The organism is Peribacillus aracenensis, from assembly GCF_025175645.1.
Classification (GTDB): Bacteria; Bacillota; Bacilli; order Bacillales; family DSM-1321; genus Peribacillus; species Peribacillus aracenensis.
On the sequence record NZ_JANZMJ010000024.1, the window covers coordinates 54,309 to 74,471 of the forward strand.

Below are 20,163 nucleotides of genomic sequence, written 5' to 3' on the forward strand. Positions count from 1 at the left end.
TAAGGAAATTGTAAATGAAAACCCTATCAAAAACAATAGAAAAGTTTGATAATTTCTAATTTTATTTTTATTCGTAGTTTTTCCATTTTATTTTTCAGTATAATTTATGATAAAAAGCCTTATTGCGGTAAAGTGGAAAGAATTATTCCTTCCCTCTTTTTTAATGATTAAGAGTTTCTGGTTTTTCACCCTCGGGCTTTCCATCAAATTTACTCTTTGCTATTAATTTGGAGAAAGTTGTATAATATATCAATTGTTAAATAAGTTTGAAAGGTTGTTTGGAATGAGTCTTTTGAGAATATACATCTTACTTACCGGAATAATGATTACATGGGGGTTAAATGTCTCGGTTATTAAAATTTTAGTTGCGAATACACAGCCCGTAACAATAACCTCTTTGAGAATTTTTACTGCTTCTCTTATAGTCATTCTTATCCTTTTCTTCTTTGGACTGATACGCCTTCCTAAAAAAAGTGAATTTTTTTACGTTTTTGGAGGAGCACTTTTGAGTGTCGTTTTTCATCATTATTTTTTAGCTGAGGGATTGACGAAGACTTCTGCATCGAATGCTGGACTGATTTTGGGCATGGGGCCAATTTTGACAGTCATCTTGACCATGATATTCTTTCGTAAAAAGCCCACTTTAATCAGGCTTTTTGGCTTTATATGCGGTGCCATGGGTGTGAGTTTTACCGTTATGGCAGGAAGTGGAGGAATTCATTCTATTAATCTGGGGGATGTGGATATTTTACTTTCCATACTTTCACAGGCATTAAGTTTCATACTTATCAATAAAGCCTCAAAAACAATGGACCCACGATTACTAACCGGCTACATGATGCTGATTGGATCTTTTATTCTTTTTGCCATCAGCTTATGGAAGGAACCAGAGGGCTTATCTTCACTGGCAACTGCACCGTCCTCCATCTGGGGAGCTTTCATTTTCTCCGCCATTTTCGCCACTGCCCTCGGGCACATGAGCTATAATTATGCCATTGGTAAGGTAGGCGCAGCCGAATCATCCATTTTTCTTAACTTAAACACCTTATTCTCTTTGTTAGGGGCAGCATTTTTCCTTAATGAAGCCATTGTACCAGCACATTTCATTGGACTTATCTTCATTGTTTCGGGGGTATTGCTTGGCTCAGGTGCAATTGAAATATGGATTCTTCAAAGGAAAAATAAACGTATTTCTGCCTAGCGGCAACGGCAGCCCCTAGATTCAGGTACCTTTCTTCATACCAGAATAAAAGACCCTATGACACTACCATCCCAATGGCTTAGCAGTGTCATAGGGTCTTATTATATATTGTCCATCCTCTTCTCCATCTACAGATGATTATAAGCCCTTGAAACATACTTGCAGTATAATAATTGGAGATTCATATCCGTTACAATATACCCCTATATTCACATGGACATATCCATTGAAGTATCCCCATTATGACAAGCTTTTTTGTTAACAGAAGGCTTGTTTGCAATCTAGGCTAATTGATTTACTTTATAAGCATGACTGGAATCTCAGGCTGTCTGTAATCCGTAGACAGCCTCTTTTATATGTATTAATTCAACAAAAAATAAGTCTTCAACGAGGTATCTCAGAAAGAAAAGGGCCATGGTTACACCCAATTTGTATATATAATAAAGTCCGAATGCAAAACTTAAAGCTCCCGCCATTTTGATGAAGATTCGGTTTAAAACGATGTCTTTACCATTCAAAGCAAACGGTTAGCCTAGTAAAGTTGAAAAGTACAGCATGCCAATAATCGTCCCTGCACCAAATATAATGATATAGATGGATCCTTCGCCTATATCGCTTACGGTCGACATGTTAGAATGACCATTGCGGCACTGCCCGCGAGACCATGGACGAACCCAATTAAAGCAGACACCAAAAAAGGGCGAAATCTATCTTGGTCGTTCGTGATATTAGGGCAAGCTTTAAATAAACTTTTCGCCCCTAGCATAACAAGCATGACCAACGCCGAATTCCAGCGTCATGCATAACGACTCTGGAATTTCCCCTTTCATCCAAATGAATAGCATACCTGTAAAAACAGCGTACATGTATGGCCTTTCCCCCCAATACACCCCGTTAGAGTGGACCGCGATAATTTTTCGTTTTTCCTGCCGTGGTTGCTACGGCTATAACATGATCAGGCTCTAACGAATGCTTTATCCCCAATAGAAACCCTAATGTAAGAATCTACACCAAGCTCATTTCTCTATTACTTCCCCGAGACACTTCCATACTTCTTCATAAACCCTTTTAAGGGGTATATGGTACTGAACGGCAATTTTACGGCAATCTTCATATTCAGGTGCCTGCTGTATGGGTTGGCCCTCATGGAAACCTCTCTTTATCGTCACTTGCCCCCATTGTGTGTCTACATATAATAAAGATCGTTCGAGTCTGTGCACGGTAAGAGGATAGTAGCGTATACCGAGAGTCGTCGTTTCAGCAAATATTATCTTCTTGATTTTCGAAATCACCTGCTGTGAACAGAGAAGTTGCAATAACACCCCCGGTCGATTTTTTTTCATGAAGATAGGCGTATAAAATACATCATTTGCTCCTGCTTCAAACAACAAATCCATTACATGACCAAGCCATTCACCGGAAATATCATCTAGATTCACTTCCATTTTTACCATTTGTCCATCAAGATGCTCATGATCAGGTGGGTGCTTCATTGGATCTCCCCGATAATAATGCGAAGGACGTTCGGATGATTTTCAAATGTTTTTGTTCCCGCACCATAGCCAATCGATTCGACAGTCATGGCTGGAAGCGAACCAAATTTTTCAGCTAAAACCGCAGCGATGGCAGCACCGGTTGGCGTTGCTAATTCAGAACGAATAGCGTTTGAGGCAATCGGTACCCCCTTTAATATTTCAAGTGTGGCAGGTGCTGGAACCGGGTATATTCCGTGATCAATATGTATATGTCCAGATCCCGTTGGAATGGCTGATGACTGAACTGATTCAATACCTAGCTGTTCGATTAAAATTGCAGCCCCGATTATATCTATTATCGAATCTACAGCTCCTACCTCATGAAAGTGAACTTTATCAAGCGGAAGCCCGTGTATGTGCCCTTCCGCTTCACCAATCTTCTTAAATATGGCGATTGACATGTTTGTTACCGATTCATTAAGGTTCGCCTCATTGATAGCTTCTACAATTTGTTTGTAGGTGCGGCTACCATGATGATTGTGAAGTGCATGGCTATGGTTGTGTTCATCGTTATGGCTGTGTTCATGTTCATGACTGTGGCTGTGATCACCATTATGGCTGTGCTTATGTCCATGACTGTGGCTGTGTTCATGTGGTTGCTCTGATTTACTGGTAAGAATGACATCAAATTTAGTACTCGAAATGCCATTTTTGACGACTTTCCCCCATGACAGAGTATATTCTTCATTTAAATTCAGCTTTTTTAACTCTTCTTCCATTTGTAAAGGGTCTGCACCTGCATCGATCAACGCACCAATAACCATATCTCCGCTTATGCCGGAAAAGCAGTCAAAATATAATGTCCTCATCATCATTGATCTCCTTTTAATGTACAAGTTTGTATATAATCGCTGCATTGTAGGCTGCACCAAATCCATTATCGATGTTCACCACACTTACACCCGATGCGCATGAATTAAGCATGGATAAAAGGGCCGATAAACCGTTAAAATTGGCACCGTAACCGATACTTGTCGGTACAGCAATAATTGGATTCGTGACAAGGCCTCCTAACACACTTGGGAGAGCCCCTTCCATCCCCGCTACACAAACTGATACGGTGGCTCCTCGTATCTCGTCTATATTATCAAGGAGACGGTGCAGCCCAGCAACACCAACATCGTATATACGCCTGACTGGAATACCTAGTGTTTCGGCCGTCACGGCTGCTTCTTCAGCAACGGATAAATCTGATGTCCCGGCGCACACAATTGCAATATATGAACCAACGGATTTGGGTTTTTCTTTAACCCAAGCAAGTGTCCGGGCCATATCGTTATACTCAAATTCACTACATTCTTTTTGTACAAAAACTGCTTTTTCCCGAGAAATTCGAGTCACAAGCACAGAATCATTCCTTGTCCGCAGTGATTGTACAATCGTTAAAATTTGCTCAGCCGTTTTCCCTTCTCCAAATACAATTTCGGGAAAGCCTTGTCTCCTTTTACGATGATGATCAATTTTTACAAACCCTAAATTCTCATATGATGCAAGTTTTTCCTTTGCTTCCGCTGCTGTCAATGAACCATTTTGAACCTGCTCTAAAATATTGTCGATCATAACATTTCTTCCTTTTTTAGCGCTATATTCATACTTCCGCTTGTATAACCCGTTAGATCCAATGATACATACTTATAACCAAATTGCTTCAGTCGTTTCGTGATCGCCACATGGTATTGTAGAACTCGCGGCATATCAACGGGTTCAACTTCAATTCGTGCAGTATCCTCATGCGTCCTGACTCTTACCTGATGAATATCCAATGATTTTAAGTAAGCTTCTGATTTATCCACTTTCGTCAACTTTTCCTTCGTAATGATATCGCCATATGCTATGCGTGAAGATAGGCATGCGAATGATGGTTTATCCCAGGTTGGCAAACCGGCATGCTTGGACAATTCTCTTATTTCTTCTTTGAATAAACCGGCTTCCAGAAGAGGTCCCCTGATTCCTTTTTCTTTAGCTGCTTTCATGCCTGGACGAAATTCGTTAGCATCATCAGCGATGACTCCATAAATTATATTTTTAAATTCATATTCTTCAAGAATAGGAAGCAGGTGGTCAAATAAACTACTTTTACAAAAGTAACAGCGATTCTGATTATTTTCTGAATATCCAGGAATGGCCAACTCCGAAGTTTGAATGACTCGATGGTTGGCACCTATCCATTTTGATAGCATAATGGCTTCTTTCAACTCACTCGACGGATAGGTTTCCGAATCTGCTGTAATGGCTAACACATTATCATAACCCAAAGTCTCAATAGCAACATTTAGCAAAAAAGTGCTGTCCACCCCCCCTGAAAAAGCGACCACTACCGACTCCATTTTTTCGAGAATTCCCTGCAGATTTCTATACTTTTCTAGTAACATAGCACTTTTCCCCTTTCTGGTTTGTCTGAATTTATCCACTCTCCGCCAGCAATAATACCCTTGATGGACTACTATAAGATTGAACGAGACACATCAAATTGGTAAGAAAGGAGGAAATGAACACAGTCATACTATCATTCCCAGTGCCTATTGGACCGAAATTCATATAAGCTACGGATTGCTTCAGCTCTTTTGTACGATAGCTGAAAATTTTTTCGCCATTTCTGTCAGCCTGGTATAATCTTCACCCGTAGTCAATTTCGCAGGATTGATCAATGAACCACCAAGTCCTGCCGCGATGGCACCTGCCTTAAAAAAAGATGCAAGGTTGTCAAGGTTGACACCGCCAGTTGCCATAAGGGGAATGTGAGGAAGCGGTCCTTTTAGATTTTTAAAGTAGCTAACACCCAGTGTATCTGCCGGGAAAACTTTGACAATGTCAGCTCCATGCTCATAAGCAGTCAATATTTCGGTTGGTGTGAGCGCACCGGGGATACTAATAACGCCATAGCGCTTCGCCATTTTAATCGTTTTGACATTGACGGTTGGAGAAAAGATAAATTCCGCCCCTGCCATGATGACCGCACGGGCCGTTTCAGGATCCAATACCGTGCCGGCACCCGCTATGATATCATCACCGAACACCGAACTCCTCTTTCACTCTTTCAATTAAATGGCACACTTTGGGAGTTTCCACCGTTATTTCAAGTGTTCTGATGCCTCCCTCTTTCAGGGCCCGGGCGATTGGTATAATTTGGTCTGGGCGTGCACCGCGAATGACGGCAACCAGCTTCCCATGTTTAAGCTCTTCAAGTTTAGTCACTTTTTCCACCTTTCTACCTCGTCACATCCTCAGTGCCGCCACTCATGAACAAAGCGAGGTCGGCACGGACCGGTAGCCCCTCAACATCGCCATTTACCATCGTTGCCATTGCTCCCATGGCATTTCCGCGCCTTGCAGCTTCATATAGAGGCAGTCCATCAAGCAGGCCGGAAAGTATACCGGATGCAAAAGCATCACCAGCACCTATGGGATCCACGACCCGTTCCACATGGAATCCAGGTACGTATGTTTTCGGTACAGACGGGGCTGAAATTAAAGAACCCTCTTTGCCCAATTTAAGTAAAACTGTTTCAACACCGAGTTCATGAAAATGATCGGCTAACATCTCCGGAGTATGGGAACCGAATAAAAATTCGGCTTCGGCCACCCCAGGCATGACGATATCACTTTTCGAGGCGTACTTTGTTATGATGTGGCGCGCTTCATTTTCATCCGACCATATTTTCAAGCGAATATTCGGATCGAAGACGATTTTTGTTCCGTTTTCTTTAGCAATGCGGATCGCTTTATCCAAGAGCGACTGACACGCATTCCCTAGTGCGGGAGTAATTCCGGTAATATGGAGATAAGCTGCGTCTTGGATGGCGAGATCAGTTAGTAATTCCGCCGTCATTTTGCTAGCTGCCGAACCTTTCCGGTAATAATAAACCCTGGTATCATTCAGCCGTCTGTATTCTTTAAAAAATACTCCGGTAGGCGCATCAGGATCTCTTGTTACATAAGAGATATCAACACCTTCTCCGCGAATGAACGATTGCATGGCATCGCCAAATTCATCCTCGCCGAGACGGCTTATCCAGCGTGTCCTATGACCGAGTCGGCTTAGCCCGATCGCGACATTGGATTCCGCACCGCCGAACTTCATTGAAAAAGATCGGGCGTGGCGAAGTGGACCTTCTTCATTCGGGGTAAACACTGTCATTGTTTCTCCGATGGTTACAACATCCATGTCATCACCTTCTTTCTCTTGTCATGCTATTACGTGATTAGAAAGCGTGCCGATCTTCTCAATGCTGACGTTCATCCGGTCACCGTTTTTCAACCAGATTTTCGGATTCCGTCCCATTCCAACGCCAGGTGGCGTACCAGTTGCAATCAAATCACCCGGCATCAGTGTCATGGACTGTGATAAAAATGATATGATTTTCGGAACCGTAAAAATTAGGTTGCTTGTATTTGAATCCTGCATAATTTCACCGTTTAATTCAAGCGAAATCGCTAGATTGTGGGGGTCACCCACTTCATCTTGCGTCACGATAAAAGGGCCAAATGGTGCAAATGTGTCCGCCGTTTTGCCTCTCGACCATTGGCCATCCTGAAATTGCAAGTCTCGGGCGCTAATATCATTCATAATTGTATAGCCAAAGATGTAATCATTCGCCTCTTCTTCTGATACATGTTTCGCTTCTCTCCCAATGACAAACGCAAGCTCTGCTTCAAAGTCGACCGCGGTTGAATTAATTGGAATTTCAATCGCATCATTATGGCCGGCAATGGCATTTGCATATTTGGTAAAAATGACCGGTGATTCAGGAGGCTCCATCCCCGTTTCCTTGCAATGATCAAAATAGTTAAGTCCTACGCAAATGATTTTATCCGGCTTTGCGATTGGCGGCAGGATTTTTACTTCTGACAGCTTGAATATTGCGTCGTCATTAATTCGTTGCTCAATTAATTGTTCAGCACGTGTTCTCAATTCGCTGCTGCGTTCTATGAATTTTTTCATGCAAGTTGGAAATTCTTCTGGACCAAGAGCTTTTAAACTAATGATTTGATCATTTTTAACAAGACCGATGTGTTGTTCAGTTTGTACGGAAAAAGTCGCTAATTTCATATTTTTTCCCCTTTCCTACGTCAAAGCGTATGGTGTTATTTCTCCGTTTAAGACCTGAACGATATTTCTCGCTGCCTTTTGACGAAGTTCAACCATTGCTTCCTCTGAATACCAGGCACTGTGCGGCGTAATGATGACATTGTCCATTGTAAGTAACGGGCTATCGGTGCTGACCGGCTCTTTCTCTGTCACATCAAGTGCTGCACCTGCAATTCCCCCTTTTTCAAGTGCATCAGAAAGTGCTTTTTCATCGATTATCGGTCCCCGTGCCGTGTTAATGATAACTGCATTTCTCTTCATTTGCTTAAGGCGCTCCTCATTGATCAGATGGTATGTATCATCAATTAAGGGCACATGGATCGACAAATAATCAGCTTCTGCTATAATTTCGTCGAGCTCCATTTTTTGAACTCCAACCGCAGCCATGTCTGCCGCCGATACGAAAGGATCGTATGCAGCAGTTTTAAATCCGAGCGGTTTCACCTTTTCAATGAAACGGCGCGGAATCCGACCAAAGCCTAGAACCCCAACAGTTTGCTCGTTAAATCGATGAATCGGGACACACACCTTAAAATCCCAGTTACCTTTTTTCACTTCATTGTTTAACAGTGTCACTTTCCGCGCCGAAGAAAGTAATAGTGCCAATGCATGATTCGATACTTCTTCCATGCCATAATCCGGTACATTGGCGACAGTAATCCCCTTATCCTTAGCCGCATTGAGATCAATTGTATTGACGCCAACACCGTAGCGGGAAATGATTTTGGTGTTTTCAAGCGAATCAATAACTCGGCGTGAGATAGGAGCATATTGATTCAAAATTGCATCCACTTCTTTTGCCTGCCCCATTACTTCTTCTTCAGTTTTGCATTGCGCTTTGATGAATTCGATTTCCAGACCGCTTTCTTGAAAAATCTCTTCTTCATATTTCAAATGTTCAAATTCGTAATCCGTTATTAATATTTTAAAGGACATTTGGGCTCAACTCCCTTTTAGTAATAAATACATGAATATCAGAGGGGATCCCTCACGTTAATATCATTATTTAACTGCTGCCTTTTCAATTTTCGCAATTCCGAGTCCTTTTGCACCGAGTTTTGATGTTTTTGCTTCTGGGTAGTATCGTTCGATCATTTGAATACCAATTGCGGCACGGCGTACACGTTCCTTTGTGAGTGAGATGTTCGTACTTTCCCATTGTTTCCCTGATGGATATACATCTGGGTGATTACGAAGACCGAATTTGATGTAGACAGGAGCCAATACACGAATTATTTCCGGTATTTCATAATAGCGAAGAAAGCCTCCGAAAGTATCCGGAACTTCAACGTATAAATCAATTGGAATGTCTATTGATTGTCGGATCGCTGCAAGTTTAGAAAGCGTTAATGCAGGTGGCACGTTGTAGGTATCCGCACCGATGTCTTCCATTAATTTGACGGATACTGGATTGGCTGAACCCATTTGAACCGATACTTTAACAACAAAGTCTTCCGGAAGCTGCCCGTATTTTTTCATTTCTTTCGTTAAAAGAAGGAGTCCTTCATCCGCAACTAACGCACCGCGAAGACCTAGTGCAGCCCCTCTTTTCAGGTCTTCCATGGCATAAACAAGCTGATCGGAGCCCTCATGGCGAATTCCCTGAGATTTGCCTCCTGTCGTAAGCGGTCCCGCACTGACATCCCATGAACCCCTGGGACCGACAAACAAACTCAGCTCCATGCCACGCTCTGCTGTCATTTTACACATTTCCATAATTTCTTCATCGGTTTGAAGCATGATGCCGCTGCCTTGAGATATTCGGTGAATGGTCAAACCGAGTCGGTCAATTTCTTTCAATGTTTCTTTCAGTGCTATCGGACCTTCTACGCTTGGGAGTTCAATGCGGTATTGAGCACCGTCTGGAAATGTTTTCGTTGATGTAGGAAGTTCTTTTAAATCAGTTGATGGGTATCCTAATTGTTCGAGCAAGTCTCGTGATTCTTTCATTTTTGGGCGCCTTCTTTCATATTTATATTTTTTAAAAGAACAGCTACTTTGTCACTCAAATCAGCAGGGTATACATCGCAAGGTGCACGGTGTCCAGCCGCAACGTCAAACCAGCGCTGATGAACCGCTTCTTTCATGGCAGTAAAAAATGTCGGACCGTAATTGTACACATCCATCAGTTTTGAAATCACTTGATGATTTTTATGTGCTTCAGCAAGGTCACCTTTATGATACGATTGATATAAATCAACGGAGATTTCCGGTGCAAAGACAGCGCTTCCATTAATGCTTCCCGTTGCACCAATCATTTGGGCCGGAAGCAAGTGCTCGTCAAAAGCCGAGAAGACTCGGAAATCACTGCGAACTTTCTTCACTTCCGCCAGCACTTGACGAAGGTGCCCGAAATCACTGACCGTCTCTTTAATACCAGCAATGTTTGAATGATCTTCAGCTAATTTTTTAATCAATTCGATTGATAAATTTTGACCTGTCAGAAGCGGGATATTATAAATGAAAACTTGCAGATTAGTATGATTCGCTACACTGGAAAAATGACGGTATAATTGGTCGTCAGACAGCTTCCAGTAATACGGGTTGACTACGAGAACGCCGTTCGCTCCATGCTCTTCTGCATAAGAAGTCAGTTCTTGCACCTCTTTTAATGCGGTATGCCCGACCCCAACCATGACAGGCACTCGTCCGTTAATATGCTTGATCATTTCGCGTACATATAGTTTTCTTTCTTCCGTTGTAAGCGATGAGAACTCACCTGAACTTCCCATCAATAAAATACCGTCTATATTCCGTGAGATTAATAGGTCGATATAACTTCTGTTCAGCGCCATATCTAAGTTCCCCGATTCATCAAATAAGGTGACTACCGGTGGAATGATGCCATGAAAGTCCATTGTTTCTCCTCCTTTTATTACCATTCAGCGATGCTCCCGTCTTCATTACGCCAAATTGGGTTTTTCCAATCATGTCCGGTTTCTGCTGCCTGCTTCACTTTTTCCTCATCAATTTCCACCCCAAGACCCGGTTTATCCGGAATGTTCACATAACCATTTTCATAGTCGAATAATTCTGGATTTTCCATATAATCGAGAATGTCCATGCCTTCGTTGTAATGAATACCAAGGCTTTGTTCTTGAATTATGAAATTTGGTGTCGTTGCGTCCAAATGAATTGATGAAGCGAGAGTCATCGGACCGAGCGGGCAGTGCGGAGCGATCGCTACATCATACGCTTCTGCCATCGCGGCAATTTTTTTCCCTTCTAAAATACCACCTGTGTGGGATAGATCCGGCTGAATAATATCGACATAGCCATCTTGAAGAAGCTGCTTAAAGCCCCAGCGTGTATACATCCTTTCACCCGTCGCAATCGGACACGTAGTATGCCAGGCAATCTCGCGAAGTGCTTCATTATTTTCCGGCAGCACCGGCTCTTCAATGAACATTGGATGGTATGGTTCAAGTTCTTTCACAATCGCCTTTGCCATCGTTTTATGAATCCTTCCATGAAAATCCACACCAATGCCAAAGTCTTTGCCAACAGCTTCCCTAATTGAAGCAACGCGTTCGATGACCGCCTCTACTTTCGAAAAACTATCAATGTAATTCATTTCTTCTGATGCGTTCATTTTGACAGCAAGGAAGCCGTCTTTCTGTTTTTCGATGGCAGCTGCAACGACATCCACTGGCCGATCTCCTCCGACCCATGAGTACACTTTAATTTTTTCACGTGCTTTGCCGCCGAGCATTTGGTATACAGGAATATTGAAGTATTTTCCTTTTATATCCCATAGTGCCTGCTCAATCCCAGAAATGGCACTCATTAAAATTGGCCCCCCACGGTAAAATCCACCTCGATAAAGTGTTTGCCAGATGTCTTCAATGTCATTCGGATTTCTCCCGATCAAATAATCGGTCAATTCGTTAACTGCTGCTTTAACCGTTTCCGCACGCCCTTCCACGACAGGCTCTCCCCAGCCGGAAATGCCCTCATCTGTATCAATTTTTAAAAACAGCCAGCGGGGTGGAACTTTGTATAAAGAAATTTTACTGATTTTCATCAAGCACCTCGCATTGTTTTTTTTGGAAGAAAGAGAGGTTTTCAAACATGGAACCTCTCTTTCTCTTGTTAAGAACCTTTAATGAAAACCGTTTTTATGGCTGTATAAAATTCTTTCGCCGCCTCACCTTGCTCTCGCGAACCCGTGCTCGATGCTTTCATGCCTCCGAATGGGGCTTGCAACTCAACGCCTGCGCTTTCTGCGTTAATACGGACAAGCCCTGCCTCAATTTCATCGATGAAATCCAGAATCGAGCTAATATTTGATGTGAAGATTGATGCACTCAATCCGTATTTCGTATTATTTGCCATGTCAATCGCCTCGGCAAGATCATTTGCTTTCATAAGCGCGATAACCGGTCCAAAAATTTCTGCCTGTGCTATCACCATATCCGTCGTCACGCCTTCAAAAATCGCAGGTGTAATGAAAAAGCCCCCATCATAGTCTCCGCCAGTTAATATCTCCCCTCCATGAATGAGTTTTGCTCCCTCCTGCTTCCCTTTTTCAATGTACTCTTTCACCGTATTGAACTGGCTTTCGCTTGCACATGGGCCCATCCAAATTCCCTCTTGAAGGCCGTTGCCAACCGTTATTTTCGCAGCTGCTTCTACCAGTTTTTGTTTAAACGCTTCATAGACCGAGGATTCAACTACAACACGGCTTGAAGCTGTGCATTTTTGGCCGGAGGAACGAAATCCACCGTTGATGACCGCCTCGACTGCTTGGTCGATGTTTGCATCTTTCGTCACGATGACTGGATTTTTGCCTCCCATTTCAAGCTGATATTTTATCCCGCGGGCGGAAGCTGATTTCGCGACGCTCTGTCCGACACTTTCAGAACCGGTAAATGTGATTGCATTTAAAAGCGGATGATCGATGAGCCCTTGGCCAATGATCGATCCTTTACCGGTAATAAAATTCAAAACACCCTCAGGGAAGCCTGCTTTGGTAAAGCATTCCATGACTTTCGCTGCTGTAACGGCTCCTTCCGTAGCGGGTTTCCATACGATTGTATTGCCATACACAAGTGCTGGAGCCATTTTCCAGATGGGAATGGCAACCGGGAAGTTCCATGGCGTGATTATCCCCACAACACCAAGAGGGGAGCGTTTTGTAAACATTAGGGCATCTTTATCGGATGACGGAATAACATCGCCGTCTTTCCGCATCCCTTCCCCAGCATAGTAACGCAGGATTGCAACGCCTCGTGCAGTTTCGCCTTTTGCTTCAGGTAACGTTTTACCCATTTCGCGAGTCATGGTTTCGGCAATTTCATCTAAATTTTCTTCCAATATATTGGCCGTTTTGAAAAGGATTTGTCCACGTGCAGACTGACCGAGCCTGCGCCAATCCCGCTTTGCCTTATGTGCAGAAGTCACGGCTTCGTTCAAGTCATCTTCTGTTGAGCTTTGTACGTAGCCAACCGGTTCTTTGTCCGCGGGATTAATGCTTTCGATTGTATTTCCAGAAGATGCATTCACCCACTCATTATTAATGAAATTCTTATATATTTTCGTTGCAAATGTAGTTGATATCATAATCTTCAGCTCCCTTTTCGTTTTAAAATGTCGGTCCAATTCTCCAAATACCAAAGTCATGCTGCTTTAAGATCTCCGCTTTTGTTAATTTTCCGTTTGAAACATGTTGAATTTCTTCCATGATGCGCCTTCCCACTTCATCGACGGTTTCTAAACCATCAACGATCGTACCTGCATTTAAATCCATATTTTCATTCATCCTGTCAAACATTGGTGTATTAGTTGAGATTTTTATGACGGGTGAAATAGGAGAACCCGTTGGCGTGCCTCTTCCACTTGTAAAGAGAACGATTTGGGCACCACCTGCGACCATTCCCGTCAATTGCTCAATGTCGTGGCCAGGCGTATCCATCCAGACGAGCCCTTTTTTTGTGGGCACCTGGGCATAATCAATGACTTCTTCCAGCCTGGTTGTGCCAGATTTTGTCGCTGCCCCCAGTGATTTTTCTTCGAGTGAGCTTAGACCTCCCTCAATGTTTCCCGGACTTGGATTGCCGGTGCGGATATCTACGCCCATTTGCATCGAGCGGTCTTCCATCATTTTAATAACCGCATAAGCTTTTTTGGCTACCTGGTCGTTTGCCGCCCGGTTAGCAATCAAATGCTCTGCACCGATGAGTTCAGTCGTTTCCGCTAATATTGCGGTTCCCCCCTGCTGAACAACCAAATCGCTTGTACGTCCGACTGCCGGATTAGCCGATAAGCCGGAGCATGCATCCGACCCACCGCATTCCGTGCCGACAATCAGCTCGCTGAAATCACATAATTCCCGTTGCACCATCGAGGCATCCTGGACCATTTTAACCGCAATTTTAGCTACTTCGGCAATGGTTTGAAGAGTGCCTCCATGTTCCTGAATCGATACAGTTTCCACTGGTTTACCGCATTTAGCAATTTCATCTCCAATACGGTGCGCCTGATGTGTTTCACAGCCAAGGCCGAGTACTATGACACCATATACATTTGGATTCATCCCCATTCCCGCATAGGTTCTGGCCGTTTGATCAAAATCAGAGCCCACTTGCGCACAGCCATGCTGATGAATGAATGTGACGGTTCCGCTCACCAATTCTGTGACGCGCTGTGCAGTTTGGGTTGCGCATGTTATCGTTGGCAAAATCAGTACATGATTCCGGACTCCGACACGGCCATCCGGACGGCGATAGCCCCAAAACTGCATTTTTTCATTCAGCAATTTTGTCACCCCTTCCTCTTTTACCTTCTAAATTGTGTACATGAACATGTGCACCAGCTGGAATAAAAGCTGAGGCTGCCCCTATGACTTCCCCATATTTAATTATGTCTGCTCCTTGTTCGATGGCTTTGACTGCGAACTTATGTCCAAAACGAATCGGTTCAAGAATGGGTATGACAAGTTCTTCAAGGTCTGCCTTCACAATGACTGATGTGTTTGCAGGGATTTCGGATAAAGCGACAGCTACACTATCTTTCGTACTCAAGTAAAGTGTTTTATACTCGCCCATTTTGTCACCCCTTAAATTGTTTGAACTGCTTTACTTTGGATAACCGGGTTGTTTAATACTCCAATCCCCGGTATTTCGATTTCGATTCGGTCATCGCCTTTCAATGTAAATTCATTTGGCGGAACCACGCATGTACCTGTAAGTAACACTGATCCGTCAAAAACAGTGTTATCTAAGACTAAATAGTCGACAAGCTCTTCCAATTTTCGTTTCAGTTGGTTTACTTTCGCTTCACCTTCAAATACTTTTTCTTCATTTCGATAAATACGGCACATGATTTTAAGCTCATATGGATCCGGAACAGCCTCTTTTAACAAGATGGCCGGTCCAATGGAGCAAGAGTTTTTCCATACTTTTGCCTGTGGAAGATAAAGCGGATTTTCACCTTCAATATCACGGCAGCTCATGTCATTACCTGCGATATATCCAAGTACCGTTCCCTCTTTATCGATGACAAGACCAAGCTCCGGCTCCGGAATTTGCCATTTTGAATCAGAACGCAAGTATACCGGATCATTCGGGCCCACGGTTCTTGCTGCAGTCGATTTAAAGAAAATCTCAGGACGCACTGCATCATAAACTTTGTCATAGAAAGTTTGGCGGTCCAGCTTTCCTTGTGTCGCTTCGTAGTTACGTGCTTCCTTGCTTTTCTTATATGTAACGCCAGATGCCCATACTTCCGGCGCATCGATTGGCGTTGTTAATTCAAGACCTTCCAATGGCCGCTTTTCCCCTTTGGGGATAATTTGTTTTACAATATCAAACGGTGTTCTGTTATCATGACGTGCCGCTGTAATCAACGACATAAAATCCGTAAATGGAAGGTCCACCACATTGTTTTCGTTTGTCACGGCAGCAAGTTGTTTCTTATTGTCTTTTACATAGCGAATAATTCTCATTTTCTATTTCCTCCTAAATGGCAGGCCTCATTTATATTTTATGATATTCATAACCGAGTTCCTGCGAAATTTTACTGCTGCATTCCTTTAAGAGACGTACATAGTACTCATGTGTTTCTTCATTTACTTTCGTAGCAGGCATCGATACACTCATTGCAGCGATTACCTTTCCTGAATAATCTTTTATCGGGACTGCAAGACAGCAAATGCCCGGTTCGTTTTCTTCATTATCCATTGAATAGCCATTAATACGTGCTTTTTCGATTTCCGCTAAAAACTGCTCCTTGGATCTAATCGATCTTTCGGTCGGCCCTGTATAATCATAGCCGTCCAAGAGCAATTCCAGTTCACTATCCGTTTTCGTCGCAACAAGGGATTTGCCAACTGCACTCGTATGAATCGGAACACGTCGGCCAATACGGGAATAGAGGACCGTTACCCCAGTGCCCTCCACTTTATCGACATAAACACCTTCCTGCCCGTCTAATATGACAAGGTGCAGAGTTAAATTCGTTGTTGCTGAAAGCCATTCAAGATGTTTTCTTGCTACGTTGCGCAAATCGAGATGGGTCACAACAACGCTTCCCCTCTCCAATAGCTTTAATCCTAACGAGTATTTTCCATTTTCTTCGCCTTGTGAAATATAGTGTTGCTCCTGTAAGGTTTTTAATAGTGAATGAACCGTACTTTTATGTAAATTCATTCGCTTGCTTATCTCTGTGATAGTTAGTGCGCGCTCACGCTCATCAAATAAATCCAATATTTTCAAGGCACGCTCCACCGATTGGATGATAGGCATCGTTCCTCACTCCTTTTATAATCTGTCTACCTTTATCTTATCGGATTTATGACGAGCATTCCTCACTTTATTTCAACTTTTTTTCCTTGGAGTAAGACATCCTGTTCATAATCAAGGACCGCATCCTCAATGACAGCGATTGGAACAACACCATTTGCAGCATCTGTATGTCCAAACATCCTGTTGCTGGCCGCAACCATTTTTTGTCTAACTTTCATCCGCTGCTTGCGTTCAGTTGCCAGTGATTGTCTTTCTTCTATAAAATGATCCGCAAAATCATGAACAACCTTTCCTGTATGAAGTTGAGTAGCATCTACAAAATCAATCCGTCGATTACGAAGCTGAAGGTGAATTACATCCCCTGATTTTAGTAAACCAATGCCGCCGCCTTCATATGATTCCGGTGTCATATGTCCTATAGCAGCACCATATGTGACTCCTGAATAGCGGCCGTCGCTAATGATTGTAGCGATTTTTTTCATAACGCGATTTGCATTGATGTGCTGCATTGGTGTAAACATTTCCGGCATTCCGAATGCTACTGGCCCCTGCCCTGAGATAATGACCGCAATTTTCAATGTGCCTTCTTCAACCATCCTGTCAAATAACTCCCCATAGGAAGCATTTTTTAGAAGAGACCATTCCGCCTCATTGTTGTATTTAAGAGACTCGAGCAATAGATTATGTCCGAAAAGCTTTTGCTCTTTTATTTTTGAAAGCAGATTTGAATCGAGCAGGCTTTTATTTGCATCATCCTCATTTTCATAATAAAGGACAAATGCCAGCTTATCATCGAATTGGTCAAGCTGTGGTGTCGGCATTCCGCTGATTTTTACAACGGCGCTTTCAAAGAAGTTTCCTTTTAATACATCAACACCGCTGAATCCACGGCGTGGATTGGATAAAATGACCTGATTTTTCTTTACATTAACCGCTTTTAGGCTACTTGTAATCGCAAGACGTTCTTTCCAGGTTTTTGCTGCGACAGTCGGCGCATCCTGATCCATTGGTACACCATTCTCGATAAGTTCATAAAAAAGTGTTTCCATTCCCCTGCTTGTCCCACTGCAACATTGCATCGCAAGTGAATAAATGTCCCTTCCCTCTGTCAAGCTGTAATCAAATAAGTCAGGAATTGGATGGGAATGATGAATGCGGTCAAGGTCCCATAAGCTGAATTTGAATCCTGCATAAAGCATGCCGGCGACAATATGCATCATTAAGTTAGTAGAACCACCCGAAGCGCTGTGAATACGGATTGCATTTTTTATGTTCGCAGCGACAATGTTGGCCACGCCGTAACGCTCTTCGTTTATCATGCCTGCAAAACTATCAAGCACCGAGTTAATCTGGCGTTGTGTTGGTGGATCGGTTAACAGCTCCACGGCTGGATGAACAAGACCCATTCCTGCCACTAAATGACGTGAACTATTCCCCGTTCCATTGAAGGCACATACACCTCCCTGCCCGTCACATGTTGCGACAGCAAGTCTCATTTCAAAATATTTATGCTGTTCCTTCGTCAATATTCCTCGTTCATACGCCCGTTCAAACACACCCTGGAATGCAGTATTCGATGAACATTGCAATATATATGCCATCGTATCTCGTAAATCAACCGCTACATCAGTAGCTCCTTTACTTTCCGCTTTTTTCGCAAGAGTTTCCAATTCCTCCATCACGTCAGCTGGAATCGAACCGCCTTCTAATACGTGAGCAGGTGCGAATGTTGCGAAAAAGGGGGCTTCACCACGGTTTCGGCGAACACGATCAACATGTGCGAGTGCACTTACAACACCAAGAGGCTGCTTATCACACCCTTGAATGACGAATGCACCATGATAACTGTGAGCTTCTAGCTGATTGACAACCATTTGTGCAACCGCGTTTCGGCTCTGGAGAGAGTAACTCATTCCTTGATTGTTTTGCGCAGTTCCATCACACATTACCGGTGTCGAGAAATGAAACGGCACGCCGCCGTTCTGCCAGATGCGGATTGCTGCCCGTGCCGAGGTTTGGTAATCCATTATGTGGGCCGGATGATCGGACGAACCACCGATAATTGCGATACGCGGGGCATTCCTCTCGAGCCGCATATAAATTTCTTCAAGCGTCCAATCAGGCTTCCCCCCTTCATATGTGGAGCCAAGCGTCAGCTTCGAACGGTCCAACAGACCCGCAACCGTAATGGGTTCATTTGCTTTTCCCTGCACATTATCGCGGTAAGGGTTTATTTTGTTATCAATTAGTGGATATAGGTGTGTCATTTCAGCACTCCTTTTCTGATTTCAAATGGATTCTTCCATTCTCTAAAAATATTAACGAAGGTTTTTAGTCTAGTGCCAATTCCTCTGGTTCTGAAAGGAGCTCTATATTTTTGTTTTTTAAAGCTTCCTCCATCATGCTTTCAGAAATCCAAATTTCACCGATTTCAAGCGTGTTTTTTATTCTTACCACTCTGACTTTATTTAAATTGAAGGCATTGCACGTTTTGATAGCAGCTTTAACAGCTAATTCCTGCGTATCTAAAAACATCGGGAGCTTTACTACATCTGTAACTGTGCTTGTGAGTGCATTGGCATAGCCTTTTTCCCATTCAATTTCATTCATGACGGCCTTCGTCGTCATATCAGCCATGCCGATGCCGTTTGCATTACCGTGAGTTTTTTCAGTAAGTCCAAGTACAACGGTCCGTTTGACCTCTGGCCCCCCGGTAGCATATGGAGTGGCGAAGTTACCCGTAATATTCGGATCCATTCCATCCCCTGAAATATCCTTTCCGAGTTCATTTACAATAAGTACGTCGATCGAATCGAAATGTAATTTTGGCATCAATGATTTTGCTTCAAGCAATAGTCCGGGTTCCACTTCCTCCAGCTCCTCTGCTGGGACTGCGACGATTTTCGCTGGTTTATCATAGGCATTTTCAATTGTCGCAAGACCAAATATGATAGGAGCTTTTGTTAAAGAAATCTTCGCCATTTCAGGGACATGTTCCGCCATATACTTAAAGCTGTATGCATGTGCAGCTTCGGCTCCCTTTTGCTTGCCTAAACCGATTGTAATCATTTTCATTAGTCCGCTTTCAACCGGTCCACGAAATGCCGTATGTGGTTTTATCCGATTAATGACTATGATTTTATCCGATTCATATGCAAGCTTATCAATATAGACAGGGAGCCCATTTGGCAATTCATCCAGTTTAATAACTTCCATCGATGACAATATTGGCGCCCCAACCGATTCTTCTGAGATACCCAGCTGAAGCAACACATCGATTTGTCCTTCAGCTGTAGCACCCCCATGGCTTCCCATTGCAGGGACGATAAAAGGATTGCCGCCAGCCTCTTTGACGGCAGCCACCGTTTCCCTTACTAGAGTAGGAAGGTCTGCTACCCCTCTGCTTCCTACTGCAATAGCCACCCTGTCATCTTCATTTATTCTTGATAAGAGACCTGCTCCTTTTATCGCCTTCTTCACCTCACCAGCTACATCAGCTATTTGAGGGGTACGAAATTTCTGCTTCACTTTGACCATTTTCGGTAATTGGATTTCACGTAAAAGTTCAGAGATAATATCCATTTCCATCCTCCA

General features: G+C 43.2%; 20 protein-coding genes and 1 pseudogene. 1 reads left to right on the top strand and 20 read right to left on the bottom strand.

Translation table 11 applies throughout. The features are described from left to right. Window positions 1–283: 283 nt before the first annotated feature. Window positions 284–1,201 (top strand): DMT family transporter, encoded by a 918-nt coding sequence (locus N0M92_RS20470; protein WP_260287560.1) that lies wholly within the window; start codon window positions 284–286, stop codon window positions 1,199–1,201. A gap of 320 nt (window positions 1,202–1,521) precedes the next feature. Here the strand turns inward: N0M92_RS20470 and N0M92_RS29605 are convergent. From N0M92_RS29605 to N0M92_RS20565, 20 genes and pseudogenes are all read right to left on the bottom strand, one after another. Beyond that, a pseudogene (locus N0M92_RS29605) lies at window positions 1,522–2,206 on the bottom strand (urease accessory protein UreH). Window positions 2,207–2,217: 11 nt separating this feature from the next. Next, window positions 2,218–2,694: a LarC family nickel insertion protein gene (locus N0M92_RS20480; protein ID WP_260287561.1), complete on the bottom strand. Its 477-nt coding sequence runs from the start codon at window positions 2,692–2,694 to the stop codon at window positions 2,218–2,220. Next, on the bottom strand, window positions 2,691–3,545 hold the full coding sequence (locus N0M92_RS20485; RefSeq protein WP_260287562.1) for a LarC family nickel insertion protein: 855 nt from the start codon (window positions 3,543–3,545) through the stop codon (window positions 2,691–2,693). The genes N0M92_RS20480 and N0M92_RS20485 overlap by 4 nt, the downstream gene beginning before the upstream one ends. Window positions 3,546–3,561: 16 nt before the next feature. After that, window positions 3,562–4,296: a nickel pincer cofactor biosynthesis protein LarB gene (gene larB / locus N0M92_RS20490; protein WP_260287563.1), complete on the bottom strand. Its 735-nt coding sequence runs from the start codon at window positions 4,294–4,296 to the stop codon at window positions 3,562–3,564. Then, window positions 4,293–5,108 (bottom strand): ATP-dependent sacrificial sulfur transferase LarE, encoded by an 816-nt coding sequence (larE, locus tag N0M92_RS20495; RefSeq protein ID WP_260287564.1) that lies wholly within the window; start codon window positions 5,106–5,108, stop codon window positions 4,293–4,295. The genes larB and larE overlap by 4 nt, the downstream gene beginning before the upstream one ends. A gap of 183 nt (window positions 5,109–5,291) precedes the next feature. After that, a complete protein-coding gene (locus N0M92_RS20500) occupies window positions 5,292–5,753 on the bottom strand; it encodes a bifunctional 4-hydroxy-2-oxoglutarate aldolase/2-dehydro-3-deoxy-phosphogluconate aldolase (protein ID WP_311202585.1) in 462 nt (153 codons plus the stop codon). Further along, window positions 5,743–5,931, bottom strand: a complete 189-nt coding sequence (locus N0M92_RS29350) for a hypothetical protein (RefSeq protein ID WP_311202586.1) — start codon at window positions 5,929–5,931, stop codon at window positions 5,743–5,745. Before N0M92_RS29350 ends, N0M92_RS20500 begins: the two co-directional genes overlap by 11 nt. A 13-nt stretch (window positions 5,932–5,944) precedes the next feature. Next, the gene (locus N0M92_RS20505; RefSeq protein ID WP_260287565.1) at window positions 5,945–6,901 is read right to left on the bottom strand and encodes a sugar kinase; all 957 of its coding nucleotides are present in this window, start codon (window positions 6,899–6,901) and stop codon (window positions 5,945–5,947) included. 21 nt (window positions 6,902–6,922) lie between these two features. Continuing rightward, window positions 6,923–7,786, bottom strand: a complete 864-nt coding sequence (locus N0M92_RS20510; protein WP_260287566.1) for a fumarylacetoacetate hydrolase family protein — start codon at window positions 7,784–7,786, stop codon at window positions 6,923–6,925. A gap of 15 nt (window positions 7,787–7,801) precedes the next feature. After that, window positions 7,802–8,761, bottom strand: coding sequence for a C-terminal binding protein (locus N0M92_RS20515; protein WP_260287567.1), 960 nt, complete (start codon window positions 8,759–8,761; stop codon window positions 7,802–7,804). Between the two features lie 66 nt (window positions 8,762–8,827). Then, on the bottom strand, window positions 8,828–9,775 hold the full coding sequence (locus tag N0M92_RS20520) for a U32 family peptidase (RefSeq protein WP_260287568.1): 948 nt from the start codon (window positions 9,773–9,775) through the stop codon (window positions 8,828–8,830). Then, the gene (locus N0M92_RS20525) at window positions 9,772–10,683 is read right to left on the bottom strand and encodes a dihydrodipicolinate synthase family protein (protein ID WP_260287570.1); all 912 of its coding nucleotides are present in this window, start codon (window positions 10,681–10,683) and stop codon (window positions 9,772–9,774) included. The genes N0M92_RS20520 and N0M92_RS20525 overlap by 4 nt, the downstream gene beginning before the upstream one ends. Before the next feature lie 17 nt (window positions 10,684–10,700). Further along, window positions 10,701–11,849, bottom strand: coding sequence for a galactonate dehydratase (gene dgoD, locus N0M92_RS20530; RefSeq protein WP_260287571.1), 1,149 nt, complete (start codon window positions 11,847–11,849; stop codon window positions 10,701–10,703). Window positions 11,850–11,917: 68 nt separating this feature from the next. Beyond that, window positions 11,918–13,384 (bottom strand): alpha-ketoglutaric semialdehyde dehydrogenase GucD, encoded by a 1,467-nt coding sequence (gene gucD, locus N0M92_RS20535; protein ID WP_397443890.1) that lies wholly within the window; start codon window positions 13,382–13,384, stop codon window positions 11,918–11,920. Window positions 13,385–13,409: 25 nt separating this feature from the next. Further along, the gene (locus tag N0M92_RS20540) at window positions 13,410–14,567 is read right to left on the bottom strand and encodes a UxaA family hydrolase (protein ID WP_260287595.1); all 1,158 of its coding nucleotides are present in this window, start codon (window positions 14,565–14,567) and stop codon (window positions 13,410–13,412) included. 4 nt (window positions 14,568–14,571) lie between these two features. Beyond that, window positions 14,572–14,871 (bottom strand): UxaA family hydrolase, encoded by a 300-nt coding sequence (locus N0M92_RS20545; protein ID WP_260287573.1) that lies wholly within the window; start codon window positions 14,869–14,871, stop codon window positions 14,572–14,574. 11 nt (window positions 14,872–14,882) lie between these two features. Then, the gene (locus tag N0M92_RS20550; protein ID WP_260287574.1) at window positions 14,883–15,770 is read right to left on the bottom strand and encodes a fumarylacetoacetate hydrolase family protein; all 888 of its coding nucleotides are present in this window, start codon (window positions 15,768–15,770) and stop codon (window positions 14,883–14,885) included. Window positions 15,771–15,801: 31 nt separating this feature from the next. After that, window positions 15,802–16,569: an IclR family transcriptional regulator gene (locus tag N0M92_RS20555; RefSeq protein ID WP_260287575.1), complete on the bottom strand. Its 768-nt coding sequence runs from the start codon at window positions 16,567–16,569 to the stop codon at window positions 15,802–15,804. A gap of 62 nt (window positions 16,570–16,631) precedes the next feature. Next, complete coding sequence (locus tag N0M92_RS20560) at window positions 16,632–18,836, bottom strand: dihydroxy-acid dehydratase (RefSeq protein WP_260287576.1); 2,205 nt, start codon at window positions 18,834–18,836, stop codon at window positions 16,632–16,634. Between the two features lie 64 nt (window positions 18,837–18,900). Beyond that, window positions 18,901–20,151: a nickel-dependent lactate racemase gene (locus N0M92_RS20565; protein WP_260287577.1), complete on the bottom strand. Its 1,251-nt coding sequence runs from the start codon at window positions 20,149–20,151 to the stop codon at window positions 18,901–18,903. Window positions 20,152–20,163: the final 12 nt, after the last annotated feature.

Coding starts and splice junctions, on each gene's coding strand:
- N0M92_RS20470 (WP_260287560.1), top strand. CDS start 284: ATGAGTCTTTTGAGAATATACATCTTACTTACCGGAATAATGATTACA.
- N0M92_RS20480 (WP_260287561.1), bottom strand. CDS start 2,694: ATGAAGCACCCACCTGATCATGAGCATCTTGATGGACAAATGGTAAAA.
- N0M92_RS20485 (WP_260287562.1), bottom strand. CDS start 3,545: ATGAGGACATTATATTTTGACTGCTTTTCCGGCATAAGCGGAGATATG.
- larB (WP_260287563.1), bottom strand. CDS start 4,296: ATGATCGACAATATTTTAGAGCAGGTTCAAAATGGTTCATTGACAGCA.
- larE (WP_260287564.1), bottom strand. CDS start 5,108: ATGTTACTAGAAAAGTATAGAAATCTGCAGGGAATTCTCGAAAAAATG.
- N0M92_RS20505 (WP_260287565.1), bottom strand. CDS start 6,901: ATGGATGTTGTAACCATCGGAGAAACAATGACAGTGTTTACCCCGAAT.
- N0M92_RS20510 (WP_260287566.1), bottom strand. CDS start 7,786: ATGAAATTAGCGACTTTTTCCGTACAAACTGAACAACACATCGGTCTT.
- N0M92_RS20515 (WP_260287567.1), bottom strand. CDS start 8,761: ATGTCCTTTAAAATATTAATAACGGATTACGAATTTGAACATTTGAAA.
- N0M92_RS20520 (WP_260287568.1), bottom strand. CDS start 9,775: ATGAAAGAATCACGAGACTTGCTCGAACAATTAGGATACCCATCAACT.
- N0M92_RS20525 (WP_260287570.1), bottom strand. CDS start 10,683: ATGGACTTTCATGGCATCATTCCACCGGTAGTCACCTTATTTGATGAA.
- dgoD (WP_260287571.1), bottom strand. CDS start 11,849: ATGAAAATCAGTAAAATTTCTTTATACAAAGTTCCACCCCGCTGGCTG.
- N0M92_RS20540 (WP_260287595.1), bottom strand. CDS start 14,567: ATGCAGTTTTGGGGCTATCGCCGTCCGGATGGCCGTGTCGGAGTCCGG.
- N0M92_RS20545 (WP_260287573.1), bottom strand. CDS start 14,871: ATGGGCGAGTATAAAACACTTTACTTGAGTACGAAAGATAGTGTAGCT.
- N0M92_RS20550 (WP_260287574.1), bottom strand. CDS start 15,770: ATGAGAATTATTCGCTATGTAAAAGACAATAAGAAACAACTTGCTGCC.
- N0M92_RS20555 (WP_260287575.1), bottom strand. CDS start 16,569: ATGCCTATCATCCAATCGGTGGAGCGTGCCTTGAAAATATTGGATTTA.
- N0M92_RS20560 (WP_260287576.1), bottom strand. CDS start 18,836: ATGACACACCTATATCCACTAATTGATAACAAAATAAACCCTTACCGC.
- N0M92_RS20565 (WP_260287577.1), bottom strand. CDS start 20,151: ATGGATATTATCTCTGAACTTTTACGTGAAATCCAATTACCGAAAATG.